The organism is Sulfitobacter sp. W027, assembly GCF_025143985.1.
Classification (GTDB): domain Bacteria; phylum Pseudomonadota; class Alphaproteobacteria; order Rhodobacterales; family Rhodobacteraceae; genus Sulfitobacter.
Window position 1 is genome coordinate 2758152 of the sequence record NZ_CP083564.1, and the last position, 24938, is coordinate 2783089.

Genomic DNA, 24938 nt, shown 5'->3' on the forward strand with positions numbered 1-24938 from the left:
CCTCCCTAAATGCGTACCGAAATGGCACGCGAAGTTATGTGACTCGATCGAGCCGCGACTACCGTCCCCTCCAGACCGGTTTCCGCTTTTCTGCAAAGGCGGTGGCACCTTCGCGGGCATCTGTCGAAGTGATTACCCTCTCCAGAATTTCGTTCTGCCGCTCCCAGACCTGATCGTGTGACCAGCGGGCTGCATCGGTGATGATTTCCTTCGTCGCTGCCAAAGAAAGCGGCGCGTTGTCAGCAATCTGGCCTGCAAACGCGCGGGCGGTTTCAAGCGCGGCACCGGGCGCACAAAGTCGGTTCACCAGTCCCCAGCGCTCAGCCTCTACCGCTTCGATCATCCGACCTGTCAGCGCACATTCCATCGCGATCTGGCGTGGCATCCGTTCGGGCAGGCGTATCAAGCCCCCAGAGCCGGCAATCAGGCCACGTTTGGCCTCAGGAAGTCCGAAGACCGCAGTTTCGGACGCTACAATCATGTCACAGGCGAGTGCGATTTCGAAACCACCTGCCAGTGCATAGCCTTCGACCGCAGCAATCAGCGGCTTGGAAGGCGGACTCTGTGTTAGTCCGGCAAGGCCACGGCCTTCGAGTTCGACACGCTCACCAGCAATGAAGGCCTTGAGGTCCATCCCGGCACAGAAATGCTCGCCCGCGCCGGTAAGGACGCCGATGGAGAGCGCCGGATCGCTGTCCAGAAGGTCCATTGCCTCGGCAATCGCGCAGGATGTTTCATGGTCAATCGCGTTGCGCCGGTCGGGCCGGTTTACTGTCACGATCATCAAAGCGCCTTCGCGAGTCACGATCACCTTTTCTGCCGGTATATCGGTCATGCCGCCTTCCTCATTCTCGCCCAAAGTCCCATACGGTCCCGGATCACGCGGCCGTCGACAACGCGGCCATTCTCCACCCGCACGATCCCATTGACGTCCAATGTTTCCGCAACAGGGCCAGAGGCGGGTGCGGGCAACCCGCCCAGATAGCGGCCGGTCTGGCGGACGTTAAAAGCCACATGATCTCCCGCCGACAGCATTTCGCCCACTTGCGTATCCGCCACCTCGAAGGCCAGCGCCGTTCCAGTCAGATAATCGTCATCACACCGAACCGCGTCAGGAAAGCGCGGCCAATCGCCTTCCACCCATTTCAAAACAACTGCTTCCGCTTCCGGGTTACGGGCTTGGGGCGCTGTGTCCCACGGGGCCGCTGCAGGCGATTCTACGGGATCGGCGCGACCGGATTTCAACTGACGGCGCCGGGTCATGTAGTCTTCCTGTGCGACGCAACCGGTCAGAACCCGCCCGTCGCTGCGGTAGATTCCTACGCCCGACCAAACTGCCGCTTTGCCACTTGTAGATCCATGCTCGCTGAACCAGATCGCGGCCCAATCGTCGCCGACCAGGGCCTGATGCACGGTCATGCCCATGCCCGGATAAGCCTTCATCTGCACATCGACGGCAGGCAGCCAGGCATCATCGCGCCCCGCAAACACCACGTCTCCAATCGAAAGCGCGTAGTCGGGGGAGCAAATCTCGCGGGCCACGCCTTTGTCCTGGCCATTAAAGTAGCCGACCACCCAACGGCGCAGAAGCGACAGAGTGTCTGTCATATCGCTCCCCCATAGGTCTTCCGCAGCTCCCCTTTCAGCAATTTACCAGAGGCGTTACGCGGTAAAGTTTCGGCGAAAACGATGCGTGAAGGGCATTTATAGCGGGCCAAGTGGCTGCGGGTGAAGCTTAGCAATTCTTCATCGGTGACACGCGCGCCCTCTTTCGGCACTACGATCGCAAGCGGTGTTTCACCCCAACGCTCGTGGGCAACGCCGATAACACCGACCTGAGCGACAGCTTCATGGCCGTTCAATACGTTTTCGATCTCGGCAGGGTAGATATTCTCGCCGCCTGAAATGATCATGTCTTTGAACCGGTCAAAGAGAAACATGTGGCCCGCTTCATCCAGATAAGCCGCGTCGCCCGTGCGAAACCAACCGCCATCCACAATGGCCTCTGCGGTTGCCTTGGCGTTTCTCCAATAGCCCTTCATTATCATCGGGCTGCGGAGCCAGACCTCCCCCACTTCGCCGGTTGGCATATTCGCCCCCGTCCCCGGATCGACAACCCGTAGTTCGACCCAGGGCATCGCCACGCCACAGGATTTCAGCAGATGGGCATTCGGCCCGTCCGGGTCGTGCAACTCGGGGCCTAGGCATACGACGGTGCCGGAGCTTTCGGTCATGCCATAGGCATGGATGAAATCGCAGCCCAGAGTTTCCATCGCACGGCGCAGCAGAACGTCGCCCATCGGTGCTGCGCCATACATCAACAGTTCCATGCTCGACAGGTCGGCTCCGGCCACCTCAGGCGCATTGAGCAGGGACTGGACCACGGCAGGGACTAGAAAGGTATGTGTAACCGCATGGCGGCGGATCAGCTCGATAATCGCGGCGATGTCGACCTCGGCCATCAAGACGGTATGCCCCCCCGCAAGCATAGTGCTGCTGCCGTATCCACATCCGCCAACGTGAAAAAGCGGCATGGCAACAAGATTGACGCTGCGGTCCGTCATACCCCAAGCCTCGGCCAGATTGCGCGTGTAGGACATGCCTTCGTTCGTCAGCATGACGCCCTTGGGCATACCGGTTGTGCCGGAAGTGTATAGGATAAGCGCCACATCATCGGCACGGCCCTCATATCCGGGGTCTGTCTCGGATGCTGTCTCGCATAGCGCCTCGAAGGTTGCGCCGAAATGGAGCGTTTCACCTTCAAAGTTTCCATCGGACAAAGCGGCGGCCCCGGTCTCATCGATCAGCAGCAGAGATGGCGCGGCATCGACCAAAATCTCTTTGATCTCGCGCGTTGATAACCGCCAGTTCAGGCAGACAAGGGTGGCACCGATCTTGTTGGCCGCAAAAATCATCGCGAAATATTCAGCGCGGTTCTTGGAGAGGATCGCCACCCGGCCACCCTGCTCCACCCCTTTTGACAGCAGCACGTTCGCACATTTAGAACTAAGCCGGTCCAGCGCGCCAAAGCTTTGCGTTTTGCCGTCAAAGGTTAGGGCCGCCGCGTCGGGGCGGACCCGCGCATGATTGCGCATGATATTTGCAAACGTGTCGATGATCTTCCCCTCCCTGATCTGACGGTTCACTCAATAACTTTTGGGCAGTCCTAGCGAATGTTGGGCGAAAAAGTTCAGCACCATTTCCCGGCTGACGGGCGCGGTCTTGTGAAGACGCGCGATAAACCACAGGTCAGCCAGCCCGTATTCCAGCGCCATTCCATTGCCCCCATGGACCTGAATGGCTTGATCCAGCGCCACGAGTGAGGAATCTGCAGCAGCAAATTTCGCCATATTGGCAACCTCGCCGGCCTCTGCTGACCCTTCATCGTAGAGCTGCGCGGCGCGCGCTGTCATTAAGCGGGCCTGTTGCACCCCGACATACGCGGCGGCGAGCGGATGGGCGACGCCTTGATGGGCCCCGATGGGCACCCCCCAAACCTTCCGCTCCCCGGCCTGCAACGCGCCTTTTTCGATGGCATAGCGCGCGATGCCGTTGTTGATCGCCGATGCGCAAATGCGTTCGGGGTTGAGGCCCGAAAACAAATGTTTCAGCCCATGTCCTTCGGTCCCCACCAAAGCTTCCGGCGGGATTTTGACGTTGTCGAAATAGAGCATGAAGCTGGTTTCGGGCACATGCAGAGCCGTTTCGATCGGCGTTTTGCTAATCCCTTCGGCATCAGTCGGCACAAGGAACAACGACAGCTTGCCGCGCCCATCGACATCCAATTGTTCGTCGCGGGCCACGACCATGATGGCATCGACCTCATCCACCGCAGAGGTCCAATATTTCGCGCCGTTCAGCAGCCAGCCGTCCCCGTCTTTCTTGACGACTGTAGAGATTTTGTGGGTGTTCGACCCGGCATCGGGTTCGGTGATAGCGAAAGCCAGACGTTTCTTTCCGCTGGCGAGACCGGGCAACCAGTCGTCCTTCATTGCTTGGCTAGCGTGGTTTTGGATGATTGGCGCACAAATGGAACCGATGACCAGCGACAGAATTGGACAGCCCTGGGCCGCAACTTCCTCGACGATAACGTTGTAATCGGCCATGCCGCCACCACCGCCGCCGTATTCCTCGGCAACATGTACGCCGATAAACCCTGCCTCCCCAAGGGCGTTCCACAGCTCGATCGGTTTGCCCTTCCGCTTTGTAACGTCCTGAAAGTACTTTCGTCCGAAGCTGCCTGCCAGTTTGCCGACACTGTCGCGGAGCATCTGGTGATGTTCGGCGGTATCCGCGAGTGAAGAGTTGAAAACGCGTGCCATATCTGATGCCTATCCTGTCTTGGAATTCGTTTCGGGAAGCGGCCAGTCGTAGAAACCCTTACCCGACTTTTGACCGAGCTCTCCCCGTGCAACCATATCTTGCAGCAGCTGAGGCGGCTCGAAATGCGCCCCCAATATGCCTGCAAGTTGCCGCGCAATATCCAGCCGGACGTCGAGACCCACCATATCGCTCAGGCGCAGGGGGCCGACCGGGTGGCGATAGGCGGTGGTGATGGCTCGGTCGATATCCTCGGCACGCGCGACGCCGGTTTCGACCATGCGGATTGCTTCGAGTGCCTGAACGAGGTCCAGCCTGCTGGTAGCAAAGCCGGGGGTGTCTGTGACGACGGCAGAGGATTTACCGATGGCTTCAGCGAAAGCACAGGCCTCTGAGACACTGGCTTCATCTGTCTGTGCTCCGCGGATCACCTCGACCAGTTTCAGCGACCATACGGGGTTGAAAAAATGCATTCCAAGAAAGGTTTCCGGATCCCGAACCGCCCTGGCCAATTCATCAATCGACATGGCAGAGGTGTTGCTGGCGATCAGTTTGGGCGTGCGTCCCGCGATCTGGCCAAGCACCTTTTCTTTCAGTGCGCGTTTCTCCGGGACTGTCTCGATGACGAGATCAAGGGCTTCAGGCAATCCATCCGTGCTGTCCAAGGTCATCACCCTCGCAAGGTTGGCCTCTGCGGCTGCCACCGTCATCTTGCCCCGGCTGACGGCACCTGTGGCGGTCTCACGCAATGTTGCGAGGGCACGCTTGGTGGACCCGGCATCCGGCTCGACCAGGAAAACCTCAAAGCCCGCCATTGCAAAGACATAGACGATCCCGACACCCATGGTGCCGCCCCCCACTACGCCGATCCGCTGCGCCGCGTGCTGCGCTACATCATGCATCTTGCTGTACCCCTGCATCTTGAGCCGCAGCGGGCGTCTTGCGCAGGGCAAAGCCGGAGTATCCCTCTGCGGCGCAGGTCTCCAACAGTCGACGGTAGCTGCGGATGCCGCCAGAATATGGCATGAACACCCGTGGCTTTCCCGCCACCTCGCCGCCGTTATAGAAACTATCGGCCGTCATATAGAGCGTTTCCAGTGCGCGTTCCTGCACGTGGGCGGTCCAGTCCTGTTCGGCTTGCTCAGTCGCCTCGATTTCAACCTCTCCGCGCGATTTCATTCCGGCCAGCAGCGCGACAAACCAATCTACCTGTTCTTCGATCGACACCATGACGTTCGACAGAACCGACGGGCTGCCAGGACCAGCGACGATCAATAGGTTCGGGAAGTCAGCAGTCGCCACACCTAAATGTGTCAGAGGGCCCTGCGCCCATTTGTCTTTCAGCAAGGTGCCGCGGCGTCCGTGGATGGCCGGCTTGAGCAGTGATCCGGTCAGTGCATCAAAGCCGGTGGCGAAGATGATGATATCGAATTCGTGGTACGCCTCTGCCGTGCGAATGCCGGTCTCGGTAAACTCGAGGATCGGAAATTTCTTCACATCCGCAAGCGTGACATTGTCGCGATTGAAAGCCTCGAAATAGCCACTGTCCACAGAGGGCCGGCGGGTACCGAAATGATGGGTGCGGGGGATTAGTTTATCGCGGGTCTTCGGGTCTTTGATCCGCTCGCCGATCTTGCGATGCAGGAATGCGGAAGCGACCTTATTGGCCTCTGCGTTGAGCAAAATGTCCGGATAGGTCAGTGCAAAGCCGAAGCCAAGGCGCTGATATGCTCGCTCAAAAGCCTGCTCACGCTCCGCTTCAGGCACATCGAGGGTCGCGATCTTTTCCGGTTTGAACCCCAGACCAGTGGGCGAATTGCGCATCAGGGCGCGACGCACGGCATAGTTGGCCTTGACCTCGCGGTCTTCTTCCTCGGTCAGCGGCGCATTGGCGGCCGGAACACTGTAATTCGCCGTGCGCTGGAAAACAGTTAGATGGGCGGCTTCGGGGGCGATGATCGGTGTCATCTGCATGCCGGATGACCCCGTGCCGATGATCGCAACCCGTTTGCCTGCGTAATCGACCCCGCCCTTGGGCCATTCCGCGCTGACGACCACCTGCCCCTCAAAGGAGGATTGGCCGGGATAATCCGGCAATTTAGGCGCAGAAAGTTGCCCCAGGCACAACATTAGAAAACGCGTCTGCCATGTCTGACCGTCCTGCGTTCTTACAACCCAGTGCGCGGCGGCTTCGTCATAGAAGGCTTCGGTGACACGGGCATTAAGAACCACGTCCCGGCGCAGGTCAAACCGGTCAGCGACATGGTTGATATAACGCAAGATCTCCGGCTGCGTCGGATAGCGCTCGGTCCATCGCCACTCCTGCTCAAGCTCTTTGGAGAAGCTGTAGGAGTAGTCGTAGCTTTCCACGTCGCAGCGGGCACCGGGGTAGCGGTTATGGTTCCAAACGCCACCGATCTCATCTGATGCTTCCAGAACTTTCGCATCGATCCCAGCCTCGCGAAGCGCATGCAGCGCACGCAAGCCGGCAAGGCCCGCTCCGACGATCAATGTTTCGATCTGCATCATCTGCACCCCTCCCCAGGTGGCATTGGCACTCTTCCGAACCATAAGATTACTGATAATTAGAAAATACTACTGATGAGTATATTTCAAGAAAATTTTCTTTTGGGGGGGCCGAAAAACTGACTTGGAGGGCGCGGCATTGAAGGGGGGGCGAAGTATAGGTGCTTCAGCCCGAAATACGAGCGCAGCCAGAGTTTTTCAAGCTGTGCAGTTTATTGATAAGAAACAATAATATGTATCAGCAACAGTCAAATCAGACGGTGCTATTAACCAGATTCAGAATGATATCCGTCATCTTTTCTGACACGTCATCGGCGCTCAGGGGCCCGCCCGCATTGAACCAAAATGTCGACCAACTGACCGCACCCACTATTGCGAAGGCGGTGACTCGGGGATCCCTAAGATTGATTCCCTCGTTCTTGCACGCGGTCGTCAGCAAGGATTCGATTCGTACCATGAACTTGTGTCGCAGCGCCGCCAATTCCTCGGCATGTTCCGGCAGCAGGTTTTTTTCCTCGCGAATGTTGATCGCGATGTTCTTTTGGGATTTCAAGACCGAAGAGACATATCGTGGAACGAAGCGTTTTAGCAGCGTGATCGACGGCTCGCCATGTTCCAGGACCCGATCAATCTCGGCCAGGGCATTGCGCACCCCAATCCGGCAGATCGCCACGAGAAGATCAGATTTGGATCCGAAATTGGTATAGATAAAGGGTTTGGTCACCCCAAGCCGGGAGGCGATTTCATCCAAGGTCGTGTTGGTGTACCCCTTCTCGTAAAAGAGCTCGGTCGCGGCGTCCAGCACCCGCTGCCGCTTCAACGCGATCACTTCCTCGCGGACTTTCAGTCTGGTTTGTCGCACCGCATTCGCTTTCATCCACATACCTCCCAAAGCCATACGTTGGCCCTCCCGCCGGAACAAGCGCGCGCATCCCAACAGGGTTTTACTTGCAGAAGCAAAGATTGCAGTCATACTTACTGGTAACAATTGATACTTACCAGAACTGAAATGTACATCATGCCGATTGATCCCTGCTTTACAGAACTACTATCGGACCCGCGCAACATTGTTCGACCTCCCCCACCGCATGTCCTTATAGAGCAAGCGCGGCGCGCGGCAGATGCCGCCATGGTGCAGGGCCACGCGCCGCAAATGGCATCGGTAACAGATCAGGTTGCTCGCTTGCCGGGGCGCGATATCCGTTTTCGGCACTACCGCCCCCATGAGGCGCCGGTGCTGCCCGCGATCCTTTTTTGTCACGGTGGCGGATTTGTTTGGGGCAGCATTGAAACGCATGACGGGATCTGTCGTCGATTAGCAGCCCGGACAGGGGCAGCGGTTATCAGCGTCGGCTATAGACTAGCGCCCGAGACGCGATTCCCCGGCCCCGCCCAAGACGCTTACGGCGTCCTTCGCGAGGTCATCGCAAATGCGGATACCTATGGCATCGATCCGGCAAATACTGCGCTTTGTGGGGATAGTGCGGGGGGAGGCATTTGCGTCAGTGTGGCTAAGTTCGCAGCGCGCGATGCCTTCCCGCTGCGCCATCTCGCCCTCATCTATCCGGCGCTAGATCCCGACTGCGCCTCCGTGAGCCAACGCGCTTTGGCCGACGGCCCCCTGCTGACACAAGAGGCTATGCGCTGGTTCTGGTTCTGCTACCTTGGGGCATCTCAAGAATCGGCCTCCGAGTTCATGCCGCTGCATGAAGCGCATCTGGAGAGCTTGCCTTCCACGACGATTGCCACGGCGGAATATGATCTTCTGAAGGATGAGGGTGAGGCACTCGCCTCGCGTTTGGGCGCGCATGGGGTAGATTTCACCAGCGAATGTTTTCCCGGTATGATCCACGGGTTCCTGTCACTGCCTGCCGTATCACCGATTACGGAAGCCGCTTTCAATTTTGTCTGTGGGCGGCTCCAGGCCGCCCTCGGCACCCACCCCTAAACAAAGGATCCTGAGATGCGCCGCAAGTTCATCGATATATCTGTGGCGCTGGACGCCGATCTCATCTCGGATCCCCCGCTCATTCAACCGCAGATCGAATATCTGGATCACGAGCAGACCAGCGGGCAGGTTGCCTCGTTCTTCGAGGGCCTAAAAAAGGATCAATTGCCCGCAGGCGAAGGCTGGGCGATCGAGCGTCTGCAGATCGCCACCCATAACGGCACCCATCTTGATGCACCCTATCATCACCATTCCACAATGAACCGGGCGATCGTGGAGGGGGGCGAACCTGCCGCGACCATCGATGAAGTGCCGCTGGAATGGTGTTTTTCGAATGCGGTCAAGCTGGATTTTCGCCATCTGGCGAACGGCTATGTGGCAACTCCCGGAGATATCGAAGCGGAGTTGAAGCGTATTGGCCATGAGATTGCACCACTGGATATCGTAGTCGTCAATACCGCCGCCGCGACGCACTACGGCAAGGAGGATTATATTCACACCGGCTGCGGTATCGGGCGCGACGCAACGTTATGGCTGTTGGAGCGCGGAGTACGGGTGACGGGCACCGATGCGTGGTCTTGGGATGCGCCATTCGGTCTGACTGCGCAAAGGTGGCTGAGTGACCGGGACCCAAGCATCATCTGGGAAGGGCATCGGGCATCGATGGAAATCGGCTATTGCCACATGGAAAAGCTTGCAAACCTCGACCAATTGCCCGACCACGGATTTATAATCTCCTGTTTCCCTTACAAAATAAAGCGCGCATCTGCCGGGTTTACCCGCGCTGTCGCGATTATCGAGGAGCAGTAAGATGCGTCTGGGAACTGTGGTCCACGCAGACCGACAAATCGTAGTAGCCGCTGCGGACGGCGGGCTGGTGGACCTGACAGCGGCTTGTGGCATTCCGGATATGATGACCCTGATTGCCAGCGGCGCACTGGGGCTAGAAACTGCCCGCGCCGCCCTCGACACCGCGCCGCGGATTGAAGAAACAGAAGTTACATTTCTCGCGCCCCTGCCCCGCCCCGAACAACTGCGCGATTGCTTGGTGTTCGAGGAACATCTCATCAACGCCTTCGCAAGAGCCCGTGAGATGACCGGACGAGACTTTGCCATTCCGCCGGTTTGGTACGACCAGCCGATTTATTATAAATCCAACCGCTTTTCGGTGATTGGCCACGGGGAAGATGTGCGCTGGCCCGCCTATAGCAACCATATGGACCTCGAACTTGAACTGGCGATCGTGATCGGCAAAGGCGGTTCAGACATCAGCCTGGAAGACGCCCCGGACCACATTTTCGGCTACACCATTTTCAACGACATGACCGCAAGAGACGCGCAAATGCTGGAAATGGCCGGACAACTCGGACCGGCCAAGGGCAAGGACTTCGATACGGGCAATATACTGGGACCTTATATTCTGACCGCGGACGAAGTGCCTCACCCTGCTACACTTGAGATGTGTGTTTCGGTAAATGGGCAGCATTGGGGTGGCGGGAACGCACGTGACATGCGGCATGACTTTGCAAAGATCATCGCGCACATTTCGGCCAGCGAAACGCTCCATCTCGGTGAGGTGATCGGTTCTGGCACAGTTGGCACCGGATGCGGGTTAGAGTTGGGGCGGCAGTTGGCAGATGGGGATTTAATGGAATTGACGATTGAGCACATTGGCACACTGAGCAACCGCATTATCAAGACTAGGTAACAGCCGGATAGATCACCGAGGCAGCGCGAGCGGTTTCGGCCCTAACCGGACATTCAGGCCCGACTTCGATGCCGCACTGCGACTTCCCGAGACCGGCCATTCAAACATCGTGCAGCACTCTCGTTTGGTGAAAGTCAGCTGTGCGGGACGAAGCGTCAATTCGCTGCACTTGCACCAATGGCTGCTTTCGGGGCCGGTTGATGTTGGTGTTTGTTGCCAGTGACACGAACGTAAGAGTTGTGAACTGAAAAACAGCTTGGCTCTGTCGGCCCGAAGCTAAAAAGTTCCGTCGACCATTCGAAAATCGTCGTCGGTGTGTCCGAAATCATCCGAAGTTTAGTTGTTTGCCGTCAATGGATCGATGATCTGCGAAACTTTTGTGATGTTCGACACGGGAATGCCGCTCAGTTCGGCGTGTTTGTTGATCTCTTCCTCGCTCTCGGCAAGATAGACACAGAACGTCTTCTGGGCCGCAACATAAGAATGTTGCCACTGTATGCTCGGGCCGATAGTGGCCAGTGCCTGATTTGAGGCGCGGGCAGCGCCGCAAAGCTCAGTCAGAGAAAACTCGCCAATGCCGGGAATGTCGCGTTCGATGATGAAGCGTTCCATTCTTTGATCTCCTTTGTTGGTTGAAATGAAGTCGCCCCATGACCATGCACGACCGTCAGCGCATATCAAAACTCAATTTTCTTTAGTCTGGTAACGGTTTTCTATCGTAATCGCAGTTGTTATTTTGTGAACTAAAGATAAACTTTATTAATGGTCACTTTAACACATCTGAAATCACTCCAAGCGGTCGAGTTATCTATTCGTAAGGGCTCGCTAAAAGCTGCTGCAGACACGTTGGGCATTACGCCTGCTGCAATTGGACAGCGCGTTCGAACATTGGAAGACTTTCTAGGTGCCGATCTCTTGCTGAGGGGGCGATCTGGATTGCAGCCGACACCTCAGCTTGAGCACGCTCTTGCTGATTTGCAGTTGGCCTTTGCAGCACTCGAACGAGTGACTGATACGCTCGATTTCCAACGCGTTAGCGAAATACAGATTGTTGCGGACCCGGATTGGGCCGAGCTCTGGTTGGCACCACGTATCGATGCCTTCCGTGAAGCGCATCCTAACATCCTGTTCTGCATAAACGGGGCGGGGGATGTTCCTCTGAGATTAGGCGCGCCTGATATACGTATCGACTACGGAGAAGGGTCTGGTGAGCCATTATTTACCGACACTTTTTTGCCAGTAACCGGTCCCGACAACCCGCGCCGTATTGCAGATTGGGACCCTGTTCTCCAGATGGAGGGAATGCCGCTCCTGCATTTGAAGGTCCAGCGAGAAAGTTTAAATCATCCTGGGTGGGTCGAGTGGTTTCAAAAATTCGGTCATCGCGAAAGCGGCCCAGATCGTGGCGTTCATTATCCAAATGCCCGGGTTGCATTAGAAGCGGTGCGGCAGAACGTGGGCTTTTTTGTGTGTGGTCTGTCTTTGGTGCTGAGCGATTTAGAAAGCGGTTCGATCGTCAATCCCTTCCCTGGGTCTCAGCACATCACTGCACCGCATCCCTACAGGATGCAGCTTCGCCCCGATGCCGCAAAGCGACCCCAAGTGCAAAGATTTGCCGCATGGCTCCGCAACATGGCAAGCGAAACGCGCAGCGAAATCGAGCGATTTGAAAGCTTGTAATCCTGATTGCGCAAAGAGAGAGCGTGTGACCCCGCCGGATTGTGCGGATAACAACTCCCCTACAACACCTGAATCAACGTTTTTATGTTTTTGGCCGCTCCGCCAAGAGCTGACATTCGGACATCGCGCAGCATTGGTCGCTTTGGGCTCGAAGCCGACTTTCGCCGCAGATCGATTGTAAAGTTGGCCGTCGGCGAAACGCCGAAGACGTGGCGGGACCGGTGGATTGGAGGAACCGCTATGCCTACCGCCAACCTACCAGCAATCCGTGCCTGCCGTCCCGCTTGGAACAAGGGGCGCATCGTCGGCCAGAAACGACCGCTGCAACCGAAGCATGTCTGGGCGATCCGGGTCCGATTGGAGATCGCCCATCGGACCCGAGAACTGGCGCTCTTCAATCTCGCCATCGATAGCAAGTTGCGTGGCTGCGACCTGGTGCGGCTCAAGGTCGCCGACGTCTACGCCGCGGGGCAGGTCAGGCACCGCGCTGAGATTGTCCAGAGCAAGACAAGCAGGCCCGTGAGCTTCGAGATTACCGAAGGGACTCGGAAAGCAATCGAAGCCTGGCTCGAATCCCCGCTCATGGTTGGGTCGGAGCATCTCTGGCCGGGGCGGTTCCACGAACGGCTGCACATTTCGACGCCGCAGTATGCTCGCCTCGTCCGGGACTGGGTGGCCTCCATCGGTCTCGAGCCGAGCGCCTACGGCACCCATTCCATGCGTCGCACCAAGGTTGCGCAGATTTATCGGAAGACCGGCAATCTTAGAGCAGTTCAGCTCTTGCTTGGCCACACAAAGATGGACAGCACCGTGCGCTACCTCGGCGTCGAACTGGAGGATGCGCTCCCGATTGCAGAGTCGGTAGAGATCTAAGCGCCAGGGGCCGGTCTGTCGCGGCCGGCCCAGACCTGCCATTACCTTGATGATCGAACGCTGCGATGCAGCTTCAAGATATCGGCCATTCATCCCTCGCGCATCATTTTCGAAGGTGAAGGTCGGCGGAGCGGACAAAGGAAGCATCCGCTCGAGTTATCTCCGTCTCATCATGCAGTTTCTCGAGAAGCTGGACCGCGCGTGAGAGGTCATATCCGCTATCCGCGCCTTATCTCGTTATCGTTTTCAAGATGACCTCTGCGGCCTCCTTCGGGCGGTCCCACTGCGGGAAGTGGCCACACCGCTCGAACCAGTGCAACCGCGCGGTGGGGAAGGCCGCTTGTGCGCGCTCCGCCTGACGCGGCAGCAGGAGACGGTCCTGACGGCCCCAGCCAATCGTCACGCGGCCCGGAGGTGTGGCGGTCCCCTCCTGCAACGGACCACGCGCCAGTTCGCGCAGCATCGCGTCGAACACGTCTGTCTCGGCTATGGCCGTCAGTTCGTTCTGGACAAGCAGGGGATCGAGGGCACCGGGCTTCGCCGACAGTTGCGCGAGCAGAACGGCACGCGCGGCACGGCTATGCGAGAGCGCCGGAATGCGCTGCCGCAGGAGGCGCACCAGCCGGACCGAGGCGGCAAGCGTCGAGCGGAACCACGCCGTCTCCCAGCCGCGCCAGAAACCACCCGGATCATAAGCGACCGTGTGGCCGCCGATGCCGCGCCGTGCCAGTTCCAGCACCAGCCGCGCACCGACGGAACTGCCGACGGTATCAATGTCGGCGAGCCCGTTCCGGTCGATGAAGTGTTCGAGCGCATCCGCATAGGCGGCAATCGTCTGGCGCCCCGAAAGAGCCGGAGACCCCCCGTGCCCAGGCAGATCGACCAATATGACTTCGCGTTCGCGAGCAAGCATCGGCAGGATGCCGTCCCAGGACCGGACGCTTCCACCTAACCCGTGAACCAGGAGCAAGGGTGGTCCGGCACCGTGACGTTCACAATTCAATTCCATGCTCAAGGAACGCTTGGCAGCGGAACTGGTTCCGCCGGTTGTGCTGGTAACCGACGGGTCGTCGTGCCGATGGCGGCATGCAGCGGACGCGCATGTTCCGGTCCTCCTGCGCATCGCCGCCGCCGCCGCCCCCGCGCACAGATATCAATTCCTGATCCCTGTGCGGTCGTCTCGCCGCAGTCAAGAACGGCCCATTGCGGCCTTTGACCGGGCCCTGCTTCCGCTGCGACACGGCCCGTCATTTCGGACCTTCGCTGCGGGCGCGAAATTAAGGCGGAGGCGAACTGGTGGTGTGCGGACTTTCCTTCCGTTCGGCTCGAGTGCTCGATTTGCGCTGCAAATGCGAAAGTCGTCAGGGACAGAGAGTGGAAAGCGGTCGTTTCTCGCCCTTGCAAAAGACATGAAGTTGCTCTGGGAGAGTTGCAAGCCAGCCTTGGAACTCGGAATGCGCGACGGCAAAGTCCCTTGCAACTCTTGGACTATTGCTGTGAACAAACCTCAGCCGTCCGATCTGAATTGGTTCGACATCGCGTTCGGGTAGCGGAAGACAACGAACTGCGACCAGACGACACAAGCTAACGCACCATGTTATCGGAACGCCAGCGCACTGAACGAAATCAAATATCTATCTCCTTGCCGCCAGTTCGACAGGATCGCGGTGGCGACCAATAAAACAGTTGTGGGGGGGGCGCTGGCACCCCCCCTTTGGATCGCTCGTTCGAGATAGCATCGTTCTTCAGGATGCCGGAGTGGCCACAGGCTTGGATATGACCACCCGTTCGTTCAGCATCGACACCGCGGCACCTGCGACCAGGGCCCAGAAGGGCGCACTGATGCTGAGGAACGACACGTTCGACATCGCTACGATCAGCGCGACAAAGGCACCGATCTGGTGGCCCGCCTTGCGGTCGAAGGCGGACTGGAACGCGCTGAGAAGGACGGTAATCATCGCCAGACCGGCCACGGCCCCGATCAGCGGTCCGGGCAGCGCCATGATCAACGGCACCGCGACCCCGGCGAAGACCCCGAAGGCCGCGAACAGCACGCCGTTCAGGACCGTGGCCGCATAGCGCCCCTCGGGGTTCTCGCCGGCCTGATCGGACGAACAAATCGCCGTCATCGGCCCTGCGATATTGGCGTTATGGCCGCCGATCAGTCCCGCCAGCATGCCGCCGATGCCCGAGATAACGGTCATCGCGTTGATCGGCGGGCGGTAACCCTCGGCGTAGAGGACCCCGATAGCTTGAGCATTCTCGGCGCCAATGACCAGCACGGCCAACGGCACGGCAATGGCCAGGAAGGCGTCGACGGTGAACACGGGCGTGGTAAACTCCGGTGCGACAAAGCTGATCGCCGCCTCGCCGCCCTGAAAGCCTCCAGTCAGGGTCACGGCCACGAGGCCGACGACCAGTGCCGTCAGCACCGGCGGCACTGCGCGCAGGAACCGCATCGACAGAAAGAAGGCCACGGTCGCGGCCCCGACCACGATGGGCAGCTTTTCGATCGATGTGACCGCTCCGATACCGAAACGGATGAGTGCGCCTGCGATCATCGCCATTACGATGGGCATCGGCAGCCAGCGCATCACCTTGCCAATGAGCCCGGTGATGCCGAGGACGAACACCATCGCGCCCGCCATCAGGAACGCTCCGACCGCCTGTTCGAAGGGAAACGTGCCAAGCGCGCCCGCGACCAGCGCTGCGCCCGGGATCGAATAGGCCCCGGTTACCGGCAGCTTGTAGTAAAGCGCCATGATCAGGCTAATTAGCCCGCCAAGGCCATAGATCGCCAACAGCCAGGCTACTGTCTGTCCCTCGGTCAGCCCGCCATTGTTGGCCGCCCCGATCACGATCAGCGCCGGGCCCGAGCATCCGAAGATCGCCGCGACCAGTCCCGCGCTCGCTGTCTTGATGCCCAGCGCCTCGCGTAGGCCCGATAGGCCAGCGCCGAAGCCCGGACCCTTTTCGATCCAGTTCGATTGTTCTGTCTGTTCCACTTGGGTCTCCTCCCTTAAATGTGGTTGCTTGGCCGTCTCAGCGGCCGGTGAACGCGGGCTTGCGCTTGGCGTGGAAGGCCTCGACGCCCTCGCGGAAATCCTCAGATTGGCGCAGGCGACTGTAGTTCAGCCCCTCCATCTCGATCGCGGTGCTGAGAAGCGCATCGTCGGTGTCGTTCAGCAGCTTCTTCGCGGTGCGCTGCGCCATCGGTGAAAATTCGCGCAGCTCGGTGACCAGGTCGGTCACCGCCTGTTCGAGATCGCCGTCGGGCACGCATTCGGTGGCGATACCCCAATCGAGTGCTTGTTGACCCGGGATGCGCTTGGATCGCATGACGATGTCCTTAGTGCGGGTGACGCCGACGATTTTCTGCAGCCGGGCAGAACCGCCCGAGCCGGGGATCTGACCCAGCTTCTGTTCGGGCAGCGCGTAGCGACAGGTCTCGGACACGATTCGGAAATCGCAGGCCAGCGACAGCTCGAAGCCGACGCCGAACGTGTAGCCACGATTGGCCGCGATCACCGGCTTGGTGCAGCGCGAAGGCGCGGCAATGTTCCAAGCCAGATGCGAGACATGCTCGGGGCTTGCCTCAAGGAAGCCTTTGATATTGCCACCCGACGAGAAATGCTCGCCTTCGCCCGAGATCACGATGATGCGCACGCGATCATCGGCATCGAGAGCCTCGAAGACAAGGCGCAGCTGATCGCGTGCGCCCATCGAGATGACGTTGTAGGGCGGTCGCGCGAGGATGATGTCGGCGCGTTCATTGCTCGCATTGAGCTGCACGTGGAAGCCGTCGAGTTCAGCGAGGCGCGGATCGGTGAAGGTAAGGGTTTCGGTCATGTTAGCGTCTTTCATGTCAGTTTCTTTCCTTGGATTCATGCGGGTGTGGTCTCGGTCGGCTCGGCCTCGTATTCGCCTGCGACGAGCAGACGGCGGAGGAGCTTTCCGACCGGGGATTTCGGGATTTCGCGAACGAAAACGTAGCGGCGCGGACGGCGGAAATTGGACAGGTCCGAGTTGCGACAATGGGCGTCGAGATCGTCTTCGGTAACAGCGCCGGCGCGCTTGACGAAGGCAGTCACGACCTTGCCCCAACGCGCATCCGGCAGGCCAACCACCGCAACCTCGGCCACAGCGGGGTGCAGCGAGAGGCAGCTTTCCACCTCGACGGGTGAGACGTTCTCGCCTCCAGTGATGATCATGTCGTCGGCGCGGCCCGTGACGAATAGATCACCGTCGTCGTCGAAATGGCCGCAGTCGCCGGTGAAATACCAGCCGTCGCGGATCGCCTTGCGGTCCGCCTCGGGGCGTTTCCAGTAACCCTCGAAGGCCTCGTCGCCCTGCATGCAGGCAACGATTTCACCTTCCTCTCCTGGCGCGCAGGTCTCGCTGGCATCCGCCGCGCCGAACGGCACGACGCGCAAACGCTGGTTGATCGCTGCGCGGCCCGCCGATCCGGGTTTGGCCGCAGCGTCCTGGCAGATGGAGAAGGTGTAGATCTCGGACGAGCCATAATGGTTCACGAAAAGATCGGGCTGAAAAGCCTCCGCGAGTTTCTGCAACAGGCCATCGGTCATCGACGCGCCTGCAAAGCCCAGCTTGCGCACGCATGCAACCCGGTCCGGCGTGAATGCGGTGTGGTGGACAATGTCGTGATAGAGCGTCGGCACCAGATAGAGGTTGGTGACCCGATGAGTCTCGATGGCGTCCAGCGCACCCGGCACGTCAAAGCGCGGCAGGCAGATGAAGGCACCGCCGATCACGCTGGCTGACAGAAGCGACCGGATGCCCATCGTGTGATAAAGCGGCATGACGCCCAGCGTTCGCTCGCCGTGATGATACATGTTCTGAGCCACATGGGCGATGGCGGCGGCGCGCTCGGCACGGTGGCGACGCGGCACGCCCTTTGGCTTCGAGGTCGTGCCGGATGTATAGAGCATGACCGACAGATCCTCGGGCCCCGCTTGTGGCACGGCGTCGGGCGCGTGTCCCGCCAGCAGCGCCGCGAGGCCCTGATCGCCGCCCAGCGGTATGACTGTCAGGCCGTGCGCCAGCACCGATCCGGCTACCGCGTCGGACGCGGCATCATCATGCACCAGCACGCGGGTCGCGCTGTCGCGCAGAGCGTGGTCCAACTCATCGGCGGTGACACGCCAGTTCACGGGCGTTATGACGATCCCGGCAAGTTGGCAGGCCCAATGCAGCGACGCATTCTCCCACCGGTTCTGCATTGCCGTGACGAGTGTATCGCCCTTCCGCAGGCCGATCTGGCCAAGCCCATCCACCAACGCGCTGATCCGGCGATACCAGTCACCATAAGTGATTGGCTGTTCCCCTTCGGCGATGGCCATCGCGTCGGGGTCGCGTTCCACGGACGCGAGAAAGCTGGTTCCGAGGTCAAGCATCGATTGGTCCTCCCTTGATGCGGTTGCGGGCGGCAAGCGCCGCCTGAACGATGGGCGCGTAACCCGTGCAGCGGCACAGATGTCCCGAGAGCGCCTCGCGGATCGCCCCTTCATCCGCGTCCGGTTGGCGCAAAAACAGCGCGTCGAGCGTCATCAGGATGCCCGCGGTGCAGAAGCCACATTGCAGCGCAAAATGTTCGCGAAAGGCTTCTTGCAGGGAGCTCAGCGCATCGTCTGTCGCAAGCCCCTCCACTGTGCGGAGCTCGCAGCCCTCGGCCTGATGAGCGAGCATCAAGCAGGCGCGCGCGGGCTCCCCTTCGATTTGGACCGTGCACGCACCGCAGACGCCGTGCTCGCAGCCCACATGGGTGCCGGTCGCGCCGATCTCTTGGCGGAGGACATCCGTCAGCAATGTGCGTGGCGACACACGCGCCGAAACGGGACGTCCGTTCAGGGTGAAGCGCACCGGGTGCGTCTCGTCTTGGGTCAGTCGCGGCATGACAGTGCCTCCTTCAAGGTTGCGCGGCCGAGCTGCCGGACCAGATCGCGGCGGTAGCGGGCGGTCGCATGCAGGTCGTCGCGGGCCTGCAAATGCCAGGCGAACTCGTTCAACCGGTCATCGAGTCCTTGCGCGTCTGCGGGCAGATCGAGCGTGCGGGGCGTGTCGGCGACGCCGCCCACGCTCAGCGTGGCGGTGCCGTCGGGTCGGGCGATGGCGGCGCAGGCGACGATGGCGAAATCACCATGGCGGCGGGCCACTTCGCGGAACGCGTATCCGGTGCCTGTTTGGTGGGCCGGGAAAGTGACCGAGGTGATCATCTCGCCGGGGGCGAGGTCAGTGGACATCATGCCCTGGAAGAAATCGCGCGCCGCGACGGCTCGTGTCTTGCGACGGCGGCGCAGGGTCACGGTGCCGCCGAGGGCAATTAGGCAAAGCGGCAGCTCGGCGCTGGGATCGGCATGGGCGACAGAACCGCAAACCGTGCCGCGATTGCGCAGTTGCGTGTGTCCGACCCATGGCAGCGCGGCGCGCACCAGCGGCAAGCGGTCCGCCAGATCCGGCCAGCGTTCAAGCGTGCTCTGGCGCACGGCGGCCCCGATGGTGACGTTATCGCCCTTGGCCTCGATCCGAGACAGCTCCGGGATGCGAGTGATGTCAACGAGTGTGGCAGGGCGCGCGAGGCGCATGTTCAGCATCGGCATCAGCGACTGGCCGCCCGCGATGACCCGGGCCTCGGTGCCACCTTGATGCAGTGCTTCCAGCGCTTCGCCCATCTCCCTGGCGGCGACATAGTCGAATGGGGCGGGCTTCATGACCGGCCTCCTTTCGTTATGCGGTGGAAAAGGCCCTTGAGCCGCGCCAAAGGCCCGGTGCCCGCGCCGCCGCAATGGCGGGCCAGCGCGCGGAAGAACTCGCCGATCACGACCTTGGCCGCGCCGTCCAGAAGCCGCCCGCCGACCGAGGCAACCTTGCCGCCGATCTCAGCCTCGTAGCGGTAGGCGATCTCGGTGCCGTCGTCGGTGTCGGTCAGTGTGATGCGGCCATGTCCGCCGCCGGTGCCAAGCGCGCCGACAGCTTGGCCCGACAGCGTCACGGCGTTGGGCGGGTCGAGGTCCGACAATTCAATATCGGCCTTGTAGCGGCCCCGGACCGGCCCGACGCCCAGCGTCACATCCGCCTTGAAGCGTGTCTCGCCGACCTTCTGCACGCCGTGCGAGCCGGGTATGATCGCATCGAGCGTCGCTGGATCGAGCAGCATCTGCCAGACATCGGCGCGGCTGGCCTGCACCACGGCGCGGCCATTCCCCGTGAGCTTGCGCCCACCCGTCGTGGCCTCGGCCTTGGTCTCGGGCACCGGGTCTTTCGGGGCGGGCTCGTCGCCGAAGATATGCGGCGCAAGCTTGGCCGCGGTCACCGGCAGGACGATATCAGGTGAATCGCCTTCGGGGGCCAGCGCGTCGGCCACGGCATTGGCGATGCAGACGGGCGTCGACATGCAATTGCCTTCGCCCACGCCCTTGGCCCCGAGCGGCGTGAAGGGCGACGGCGTCTCGTGATGCAGGATGACCGGTTCGGGCACCTCAATCACCGTGGGCAAGAGGTAATCGGCCAGCGTGCCGGACTGGAATGATCCGTCCGCACCGTAGGCATATTCCTCAAGGAACGCCGCGCCCACCGCCTGGGCAAAGCCGCCACGCACCTGTCCGTCGACCATCGCGGGATGCAAGATCCGCCCACAATCGTGCATGGTCACGTAGCGGTCGATCTTGGGCTCGGCGGTCTCGGGGTCGATCTCGACCCCGCAGAAATCGAAGATGAACCCGTGACAGAGCGAGGAATTGATCCCGTCCTCGGCTGTCGGGGCCTCCAGTTCGGGCGGACTCCAATAGACCGTCTCGCGCAAGGTCTGATCCACGCAGTCCGGCAGGGTGCCCGGCGACCAATGCGCCGTGGCGGCAACCCGCGCGAAGGACAGACTGTTGTCGGGATTGCCCTTGGCGCGTATGCGGCCCCCCTCGAAGGACACGTCCTCGAGCGCAATGTTCAGCTGCGTAGCCGCGACCTTGGCCAGCTTTTCGCGCAGCCGCGTTGCTGCGATCTCGGTCGCACCAGCGACCGCCGGGGCAAAGCGCGAGGCGTAGTTGCCCGAGGCGATGGACCAGGCATCGCGCATCGTGTCCACATCAGCCAGAACGCGCACCGCCTCCATCGGCAGGGCGAACTTGTCGGCCACGACTTGCGCCAGGACGGTCCGGTGGCCTTGACCCTGCGGGACCGAGGCGACCTTGACCGTAACCGAGCCGAGCGGGTCGATTGCGATGGTTGCGGTTGCCTGCGCGCCGTTCTTGGGCCCCGCCTTGGCACGCTCTTCAGGGGTCAGCACGGTGGTGATGTAGCCCATATTCGATACCGAAGGCTCAACAACGCAGGCAAAGCCGATGCCATAGCGTCGGCCTTCGGCGCGGGCCTTTTCGCGGCGGGCGTAAAGCTCGGCGAGACCGCCTTCGGCGACCGCGCGGTTCAGCGCCGTGGCGTAATCGCCCGAGTCGTAGAGCGCACCGCTTGCCGTGCGGTAGGGAAACGCCCCGGCAGGGATGAGGTTGCGGCGGATGACCTCCAGCCGGTCCAGCCCAAGCTGCCGGGCGATGGCATCCATCAGTCGCTCCAGTGCGAAATAGATTTGTGGGCCGCCAAAGCCGCGGTTAAGGCCCGTTGGCGTCTTGTTCGTAAGAACGACACGATTGCGGATCGCCAGATTCTGGATGTCGTAGGCACCGGTCATGTTGCCGTGCATCCGGTAGAGCGTAGCAGGCTCCGGCGCGCGCAGATGGGCACCGCAATCCTCGATCTGATCCCAATCAAGTGCGGTGATCCGGCCATCCGCCTCAACCGCTGCTTCAATCCGAGTCTGCCGATTGGTCGCAGAAACGCTGGCAGACAGATGCTCCAGCCGGTCCTCGATCCACTTGACTGGCGCGCCCGCGATGCGCGCGGCGATGCCCGCGAGGATCATGTAGGGAAAGACGCCCTGCTTGATCCCGAACGAGCCACCGGAATCGGGGGGTGTGCGCAGCCGCAGCCGATTGCCCGGCACGTTCAGTGACCGGGCCACCACCGCGTGGATCGAGAAAGGGCCCTGGAAATTCGCGGTGACGTCATAGGCATCCTCGCCCGGCTCGTAGTTGGCGATCACGCCGTAGGTTTCGATGGGGGTGCAGGCGCTGCGCGGATAGGTAACGTCGATGCCAATCCGGCTCGAGGCAGCCTCGAACGCCGCTTCGGGATCGCCGTAGCGGAAGCGCCTTTCGTTAATGAGGTTTCCGCCGAGGCTGGGATGAAGCACCGGCGCATCGTCCGAGAGCGCCGCGACGGGATCGACCACTGAGCCGAGCGGGCCATAGTCAACCGCGACCAGATCTGCGGCATCCTCGGCCAGGTAGCGGTCGGTTGCCACGACCATGACCAGCGGTTCGCCGACATAGCGCACGCGATCCACCGCCATCGGCCAGCATTCGACATCGGCCTTCACGCCTACGGTCATCGACCGGGTGCGCGCGGCGACGTCCTGTCCGGTGATGACGGCGACGACGCCGGGCGCGCGGGCCGCCTCGGCGGTGTCGATCGACCGGATGTCGGCGTGTCCGTGCGGCGACCGCAAGAAGGCCAACGCCAGCGTTCCTGGTGCCACCGGCAGATCGTCGATGTAACGCCCGTGCCCCGACAGGAGTGCCGGATCCTCGACGCGTGCGACCGAGCGGCCGACGAGTGTCTCTGTAACGGTATCTTTCATGTCTCCTCCCGGCTTGGCATAGGCAAGCCCTTGGGAAGGGACGTTAGGCGCGCATCCGGAGGTCCCGCGATCCCGCCAGGTCTCGGACCTTACCGAGGAGTCTCAAAAACCGGGGTCAGCCGCTGTCGCGAAGCGCCGAGACATCACGGAAGATGCTCGGCGAGGAGCCGGCATGGTCGTGAAAGAAGCGCGAGAAATGCGCCGGCACTGAGAAGCCCAAATCGTCGGAGATGTCGGTGAAGCTGCGGGTGTCGTTTGCGACTGCCTGCACCGCGCGCTCCACTCGCTGGGTGTTCAGATAGACACGCGGAGAAATGCCGGTCTCGGCCTCAAACAACCGGAAGAAATGCGCGCGGGACACGCCGCTTTCGCGCGCCAGCCACTCCATCGAGGGAATTCGAGCCGGGTCCGCGCACATCAATGCCTGGGCCCGCGCGATCCGCCGGTCGGGCGCGCGCATTGCTGTGGCCCGTGCCCGGAGCGACGGCTGCGCCTCGCGCCAAAGCGCCAGCCGCTCGATGATCGAGACCATCAGCCGCCCGATCAGCCGCTCATGTGTTGCGGCGTCGCCCGGAGCCTGCACCATCGCCTCGGCGGTCTCGCCGACCTGGCGGCGAATCTGCGGGGTGATGGCACCGCCCGGATGCGGGAAAAAACCCGGTCCCGCGCTCGCTTGCCAATTGCCGCGAAACGCGCTCAGCCAGATCGGCTCAATGTAAAGCGCGAGGATGATCGTCGGCGGTTGGCCCGCGCGGTGCACGTAGCTGTGGTGTTCCCAAGCGTTGATGAGCACGGCGCTTTCGTCGGTCAGCGCCACGCGCCGACCACCCACGTCAAACTCGGTATCGGCACCCTCGACCTTCAGCAGCACGTGGCATTGTGCATGGGCATGCTTGACAAGGGGCCGGTCCATATCAAGGAGAGCGACCCGCCCGAACGTCCCGATAGCGATCCTCAGAGCAGACGACATCTGGAATCGTTACCAGTTTTCGCGAACCTGTCAATCTCGCTCGGCTGCAAGCATCTCGGGTGCAGGTATCATGACGGTTGGACGTTTCAGGCCATCCTCGAAGGCACTTGTTCAGTCTGTAACTTCACTCGTTCGCGGATGCCGAATACCCCGCTTGATCAACGTGGTCGCAATCTGGTCGGCTTAATAAATCTATTTCGTTGGTGCGGAAATCGCTCCGCTTAGCGCAAACGCACTTCGGTATGCGCAAAACCCCTTCGGCGACACAGAAGCCATTTCCTTTCAGTCGCATGGAAATTTGAGCTTCTTCCAAATCTCAGTCGTGTGAGCGGAGCAGAGCCTTACATCGACAAGCGTAGTCACAGATGAAACTGTCAAATACCGAATGATTGAATAGAAAGAGAAGGCTGAGCACTGGTCGTTGGCTGCGCTGGCAACGAACGTCAGCTCCGGGCCGTTCTTGCTGGTCCTGCTGATGCCGCACCTGCGAAAAAGTCTGCCCCTCACGCGGACAATTTGGGCTCCTTGCAGCCATACGGCAATGCAGAGTGAAACCCAGTTTCAGGATCGCCTGAATGTCAGCTTTCAATGTTCAGGCAGGGCCGGATCGCGCTTGCGGCGAACTTCCGCTCTTCGCCCTTTCACGCCAGCAAAGTTCATACTTAATCCTCAAATATCTGCGCAATGATCAGAATTTCTGCTGATGTCACATCGTCGATGACAATGTACGGTCCAAATTCATCCATGCTTGGATCAATTCGGACCCGTAGGGAAGTTGATATCTTTCGCAGAACCGAGTGCTTGGCGTGGAGCTTCAGCCGCGCAGGCGGCCCGCCATCAACTCGGCTCCGGACATCGTGTTCGTTCTTCATTGGTCCAAGATCTTTCGGACTGCTACCCGTTGATTCTGAAGTGCCTTTGAACCTTCCCGATCCGACGCTCAGACTCCGGTGAGGTGCTGATCGGGCACCCGCCAACAAGTAGGAATCTTGGTGTTGCCCAAAGTCAGCCAAAATACCTTTAGTAGCTCTTGCAAAGGAGCGCGACGATGCCTTACCGGCCTTATATGGAAATGGTTCAGTTCCAGTTGGATTGAAGGGTGAAGCTTGGGTTCGCGAATGCGATCCACGGCGAACGTTCAAGGGCATAACGCACTTCCTCTAAATAGATAGAAACATGCAGGGTGTTGTAGCGGAGGAGTTCTCTT

Annotated in this window: 21 protein-coding genes; 5 read left to right on the forward strand and 16 right to left on the reverse strand. The window is 60.5% G+C overall.

Annotation, left to right across the window (positions count from 1 at the left end):
• Positions 1-58 precede the first annotated feature (58 nt).
• The 7 genes from K3759_RS13615 to K3759_RS13645 form a co-directional block, all read right to left on the reverse strand.
• On the reverse strand, positions 59-835 hold the full coding sequence (locus K3759_RS13615; RefSeq protein WP_259982581.1) for a crotonase/enoyl-CoA hydratase family protein: 777 nt from the start codon (positions 833-835) through the stop codon (positions 59-61).
• Positions 832-1608: an ester cyclase gene (locus tag K3759_RS13620; protein ID WP_259982583.1), complete on the reverse strand. Its 777-nt coding sequence runs from the start codon at positions 1606-1608 to the stop codon at positions 832-834. Before K3759_RS13620 ends, K3759_RS13615 begins: the two co-directional genes overlap by 4 nt.
• Positions 1605-3146, reverse strand: a complete 1542-nt coding sequence (locus K3759_RS13625; RefSeq protein WP_259982585.1) for a long-chain-fatty-acid--CoA ligase — start codon at positions 3144-3146, stop codon at positions 1605-1607. Before K3759_RS13625 ends, K3759_RS13620 begins: the two co-directional genes overlap by 4 nt.
• Positions 3147-4322, reverse strand: coding sequence for an acyl-CoA dehydrogenase family protein (locus K3759_RS13630; RefSeq protein WP_259982587.1), 1176 nt, complete (start codon positions 4320-4322; stop codon positions 3147-3149).
• A gap of 9 nt (positions 4323-4331) precedes the next feature.
• Positions 4332-5222 carry a 3-hydroxyacyl-CoA dehydrogenase family protein gene (locus K3759_RS13635; RefSeq protein WP_259982588.1) on the reverse strand — a complete coding sequence of 297 codons (891 nt, stop codon included), beginning with the start codon at positions 5220-5222 and terminating at the stop codon, positions 4332-4334.
• Positions 5215-6849: an NAD(P)/FAD-dependent oxidoreductase gene (locus K3759_RS13640; RefSeq protein ID WP_259982590.1), complete on the reverse strand. Its 1635-nt coding sequence runs from the start codon at positions 6847-6849 to the stop codon at positions 5215-5217. The genes K3759_RS13635 and K3759_RS13640 overlap by 8 nt, the downstream gene beginning before the upstream one ends.
• Positions 6850-7099: 250 nt before the next feature.
• Positions 7100-7723 carry a TetR/AcrR family transcriptional regulator gene (locus K3759_RS13645; RefSeq protein ID WP_259982592.1) on the reverse strand — a complete coding sequence of 208 codons (624 nt, stop codon included), beginning with the start codon at positions 7721-7723 and terminating at the stop codon, positions 7100-7102.
• A gap of 276 nt (positions 7724-7999) precedes the next feature.
• On the opposite strand from K3759_RS13645, the gene K3759_RS13650 reads away from it, so the two are divergent.
• The 3 genes from K3759_RS13650 to K3759_RS13660 all read left to right on the forward strand — a co-directional run bounded on the left by K3759_RS13650 (position 8000) and on the right by K3759_RS13660 (position 10502).
• Positions 8000-8794, forward strand: a complete 795-nt coding sequence (locus K3759_RS13650; RefSeq protein ID WP_259982594.1) for an alpha/beta hydrolase — start codon at positions 8000-8002, stop codon at positions 8792-8794.
• Positions 8795-8809: 15 nt separating this feature from the next.
• Positions 8810-9604 carry a cyclase family protein gene (locus K3759_RS13655; protein ID WP_259982596.1) on the forward strand — a complete coding sequence of 265 codons (795 nt, stop codon included), beginning with the start codon at positions 8810-8812 and terminating at the stop codon, positions 9602-9604.
• Positions 9605-9704: 100 nt separating this feature from the next.
• Positions 9705-10502 (forward strand): fumarylacetoacetate hydrolase family protein, encoded by a 798-nt coding sequence (locus tag K3759_RS13660; RefSeq protein WP_259982598.1) that lies wholly within the window; start codon positions 9705-9707, stop codon positions 10500-10502.
• Between the two features lie 336 nt (positions 10503-10838).
• Here the strand turns inward: K3759_RS13660 and K3759_RS13665 are convergent, their stop codons facing one another.
• Entirely contained in the window at positions 10839-11114 is a 276-nt protein-coding gene (locus K3759_RS13665) for a DUF4242 domain-containing protein (protein ID WP_259982600.1), read from the reverse strand.
• 150 nt (positions 11115-11264) lie between these two features.
• On the opposite strand from K3759_RS13665, the gene K3759_RS13670 reads away from it, so the two are divergent.
• Complete coding sequence (locus K3759_RS13670) at positions 11265-12182, forward strand: LysR substrate-binding domain-containing protein (RefSeq protein WP_259982602.1); 918 nt, start codon at positions 11265-11267, stop codon at positions 12180-12182.
• Between the two features lie 240 nt (positions 12183-12422).
• On the forward strand, positions 12423-13055 hold the full coding sequence (locus K3759_RS13675; protein ID WP_259982604.1) for a tyrosine-type recombinase/integrase: 633 nt from the start codon (positions 12423-12425) through the stop codon (positions 13053-13055).
• 229 nt (positions 13056-13284) lie between these two features.
• Here the strand turns inward: K3759_RS13675 and K3759_RS13680 are convergent, their stop codons facing one another.
• The 8 genes from K3759_RS13680 to K3759_RS13715 form a co-directional block, all read right to left on the reverse strand.
• A complete protein-coding gene (locus K3759_RS13680) occupies positions 13285-14178 on the reverse strand; it encodes an alpha/beta fold hydrolase (RefSeq protein ID WP_311199008.1) in 894 nt (297 codons plus the stop codon).
• A 622-nt stretch (positions 14179-14800) separates the two neighbouring features.
• Positions 14801-16060, reverse strand: coding sequence for a benzoate/H(+) symporter BenE family transporter (locus tag K3759_RS13685; protein ID WP_259982606.1), 1260 nt, complete (start codon positions 16058-16060; stop codon positions 14801-14803).
• Between the two features lie 37 nt (positions 16061-16097).
• Positions 16098-16904, reverse strand: a complete 807-nt coding sequence (locus K3759_RS13690) for an enoyl-CoA hydratase/isomerase family protein (RefSeq protein ID WP_067940522.1) — start codon at positions 16902-16904, stop codon at positions 16098-16100.
• A 35-nt stretch (positions 16905-16939) separates the two neighbouring features.
• A complete protein-coding gene (locus K3759_RS13695) occupies positions 16940-18469 on the reverse strand; it encodes an AMP-binding protein (protein WP_259982609.1) in 1530 nt (509 codons plus the stop codon).
• On the reverse strand, positions 18462-18968 hold the full coding sequence (locus tag K3759_RS13700) for a (2Fe-2S)-binding protein (protein WP_259982611.1): 507 nt from the start codon (positions 18966-18968) through the stop codon (positions 18462-18464). The genes K3759_RS13695 and K3759_RS13700 overlap by 8 nt, the downstream gene beginning before the upstream one ends.
• Positions 18956-19783 carry a xanthine dehydrogenase family protein subunit M gene (locus tag K3759_RS13705; protein WP_259982613.1) on the reverse strand — a complete coding sequence of 276 codons (828 nt, stop codon included), beginning with the start codon at positions 19781-19783 and terminating at the stop codon, positions 18956-18958. Before K3759_RS13705 ends, K3759_RS13700 begins: the two co-directional genes overlap by 13 nt.
• The gene (locus K3759_RS13710; protein ID WP_259982616.1) at positions 19780-22761 is read right to left on the reverse strand and encodes a molybdopterin cofactor-binding domain-containing protein; all 2982 of its coding nucleotides are present in this window, start codon (positions 22759-22761) and stop codon (positions 19780-19782) included. Before K3759_RS13710 ends, K3759_RS13705 begins: the two co-directional genes overlap by 4 nt.
• 115 nt (positions 22762-22876) lie before the next feature.
• Complete coding sequence (locus K3759_RS13715) at positions 22877-23731, reverse strand: AraC family transcriptional regulator (protein ID WP_259982617.1); 855 nt, start codon at positions 23729-23731, stop codon at positions 22877-22879.
• Positions 23732-24938: the final 1207 nt, after the last annotated feature.

Bases quoted from the DNA above. Each gene is read 5' to 3' on its own strand.
- K3759_RS13705 (WP_259982613.1), bottom strand. From the start codon at position 19,783: ATGAAGCCCGCCCCATTCGACTATGTCGCCGCCAGGGAGATGGGCGAA.
- K3759_RS13690 (WP_067940522.1), bottom strand. From the start codon at position 16,904: ATGACCGAAACCCTTACCTTCACCGATCCGCGCCTCGCTGAACTCGAC.
- K3759_RS13655 (WP_259982596.1), top strand. From the start codon at position 8,810: ATGCGCCGCAAGTTCATCGATATATCTGTGGCGCTGGACGCCGATCTC.
- K3759_RS13660 (WP_259982598.1), top strand. From the start codon at position 9,705: ATGATGACCCTGATTGCCAGCGGCGCACTGGGGCTAGAAACTGCCCGC.
- K3759_RS13680 (WP_311199008.1), bottom strand. From the start codon at position 14,178: ATGCGCAGGAGGACCGGAACATGCGCGTCCGCTGCATGCCGCCATCGG.
- K3759_RS13710 (WP_259982616.1), bottom strand. From the start codon at position 22,761: ATGAAAGATACCGTTACAGAGACACTCGTCGGCCGCTCGGTCGCACGC.
- K3759_RS13635 (WP_259982588.1), bottom strand. From the start codon at position 5,222: ATGCATGATGTAGCGCAGCACGCGGCGCAGCGGATCGGCGTAGTGGGG.
- K3759_RS13620 (WP_259982583.1), bottom strand. From the start codon at position 1,608: ATGACAGACACTCTGTCGCTTCTGCGCCGTTGGGTGGTCGGCTACTTT.
- K3759_RS13615 (WP_259982581.1), bottom strand. From the start codon at position 835: ATGACCGATATACCGGCAGAAAAGGTGATCGTGACTCGCGAAGGCGCT.
- K3759_RS13695 (WP_259982609.1), bottom strand. From the start codon at position 18,469: ATGCTTGACCTCGGAACCAGCTTTCTCGCGTCCGTGGAACGCGACCCC.
- K3759_RS13670 (WP_259982602.1), top strand. From the start codon at position 11,265: ATGGTCACTTTAACACATCTGAAATCACTCCAAGCGGTCGAGTTATCT.
- K3759_RS13715 (WP_259982617.1), bottom strand. From the start codon at position 23,731: ATGTCGTCTGCTCTGAGGATCGCTATCGGGACGTTCGGGCGGGTCGCT.
- K3759_RS13630 (WP_259982587.1), bottom strand. From the start codon at position 4,322: ATGGCACGCGTTTTCAACTCTTCACTCGCGGATACCGCCGAACATCAC.
- K3759_RS13675 (WP_259982604.1), top strand. From the start codon at position 12,423: ATGCCTACCGCCAACCTACCAGCAATCCGTGCCTGCCGTCCCGCTTGG.
- K3759_RS13645 (WP_259982592.1), bottom strand. From the start codon at position 7,723: ATGAAAGCGAATGCGGTGCGACAAACCAGACTGAAAGTCCGCGAGGAA.
- K3759_RS13665 (WP_259982600.1), bottom strand. From the start codon at position 11,114: ATGGAACGCTTCATCATCGAACGCGACATTCCCGGCATTGGCGAGTTT.
- K3759_RS13700 (WP_259982611.1), bottom strand. From the start codon at position 18,968: ATGCCGCGACTGACCCAAGACGAGACGCACCCGGTGCGCTTCACCCTG.
- K3759_RS13640 (WP_259982590.1), bottom strand. From the start codon at position 6,849: ATGATGCAGATCGAAACATTGATCGTCGGAGCGGGCCTTGCCGGCTTG.
- K3759_RS13650 (WP_259982594.1), top strand. From the start codon at position 8,000: ATGGCATCGGTAACAGATCAGGTTGCTCGCTTGCCGGGGCGCGATATC.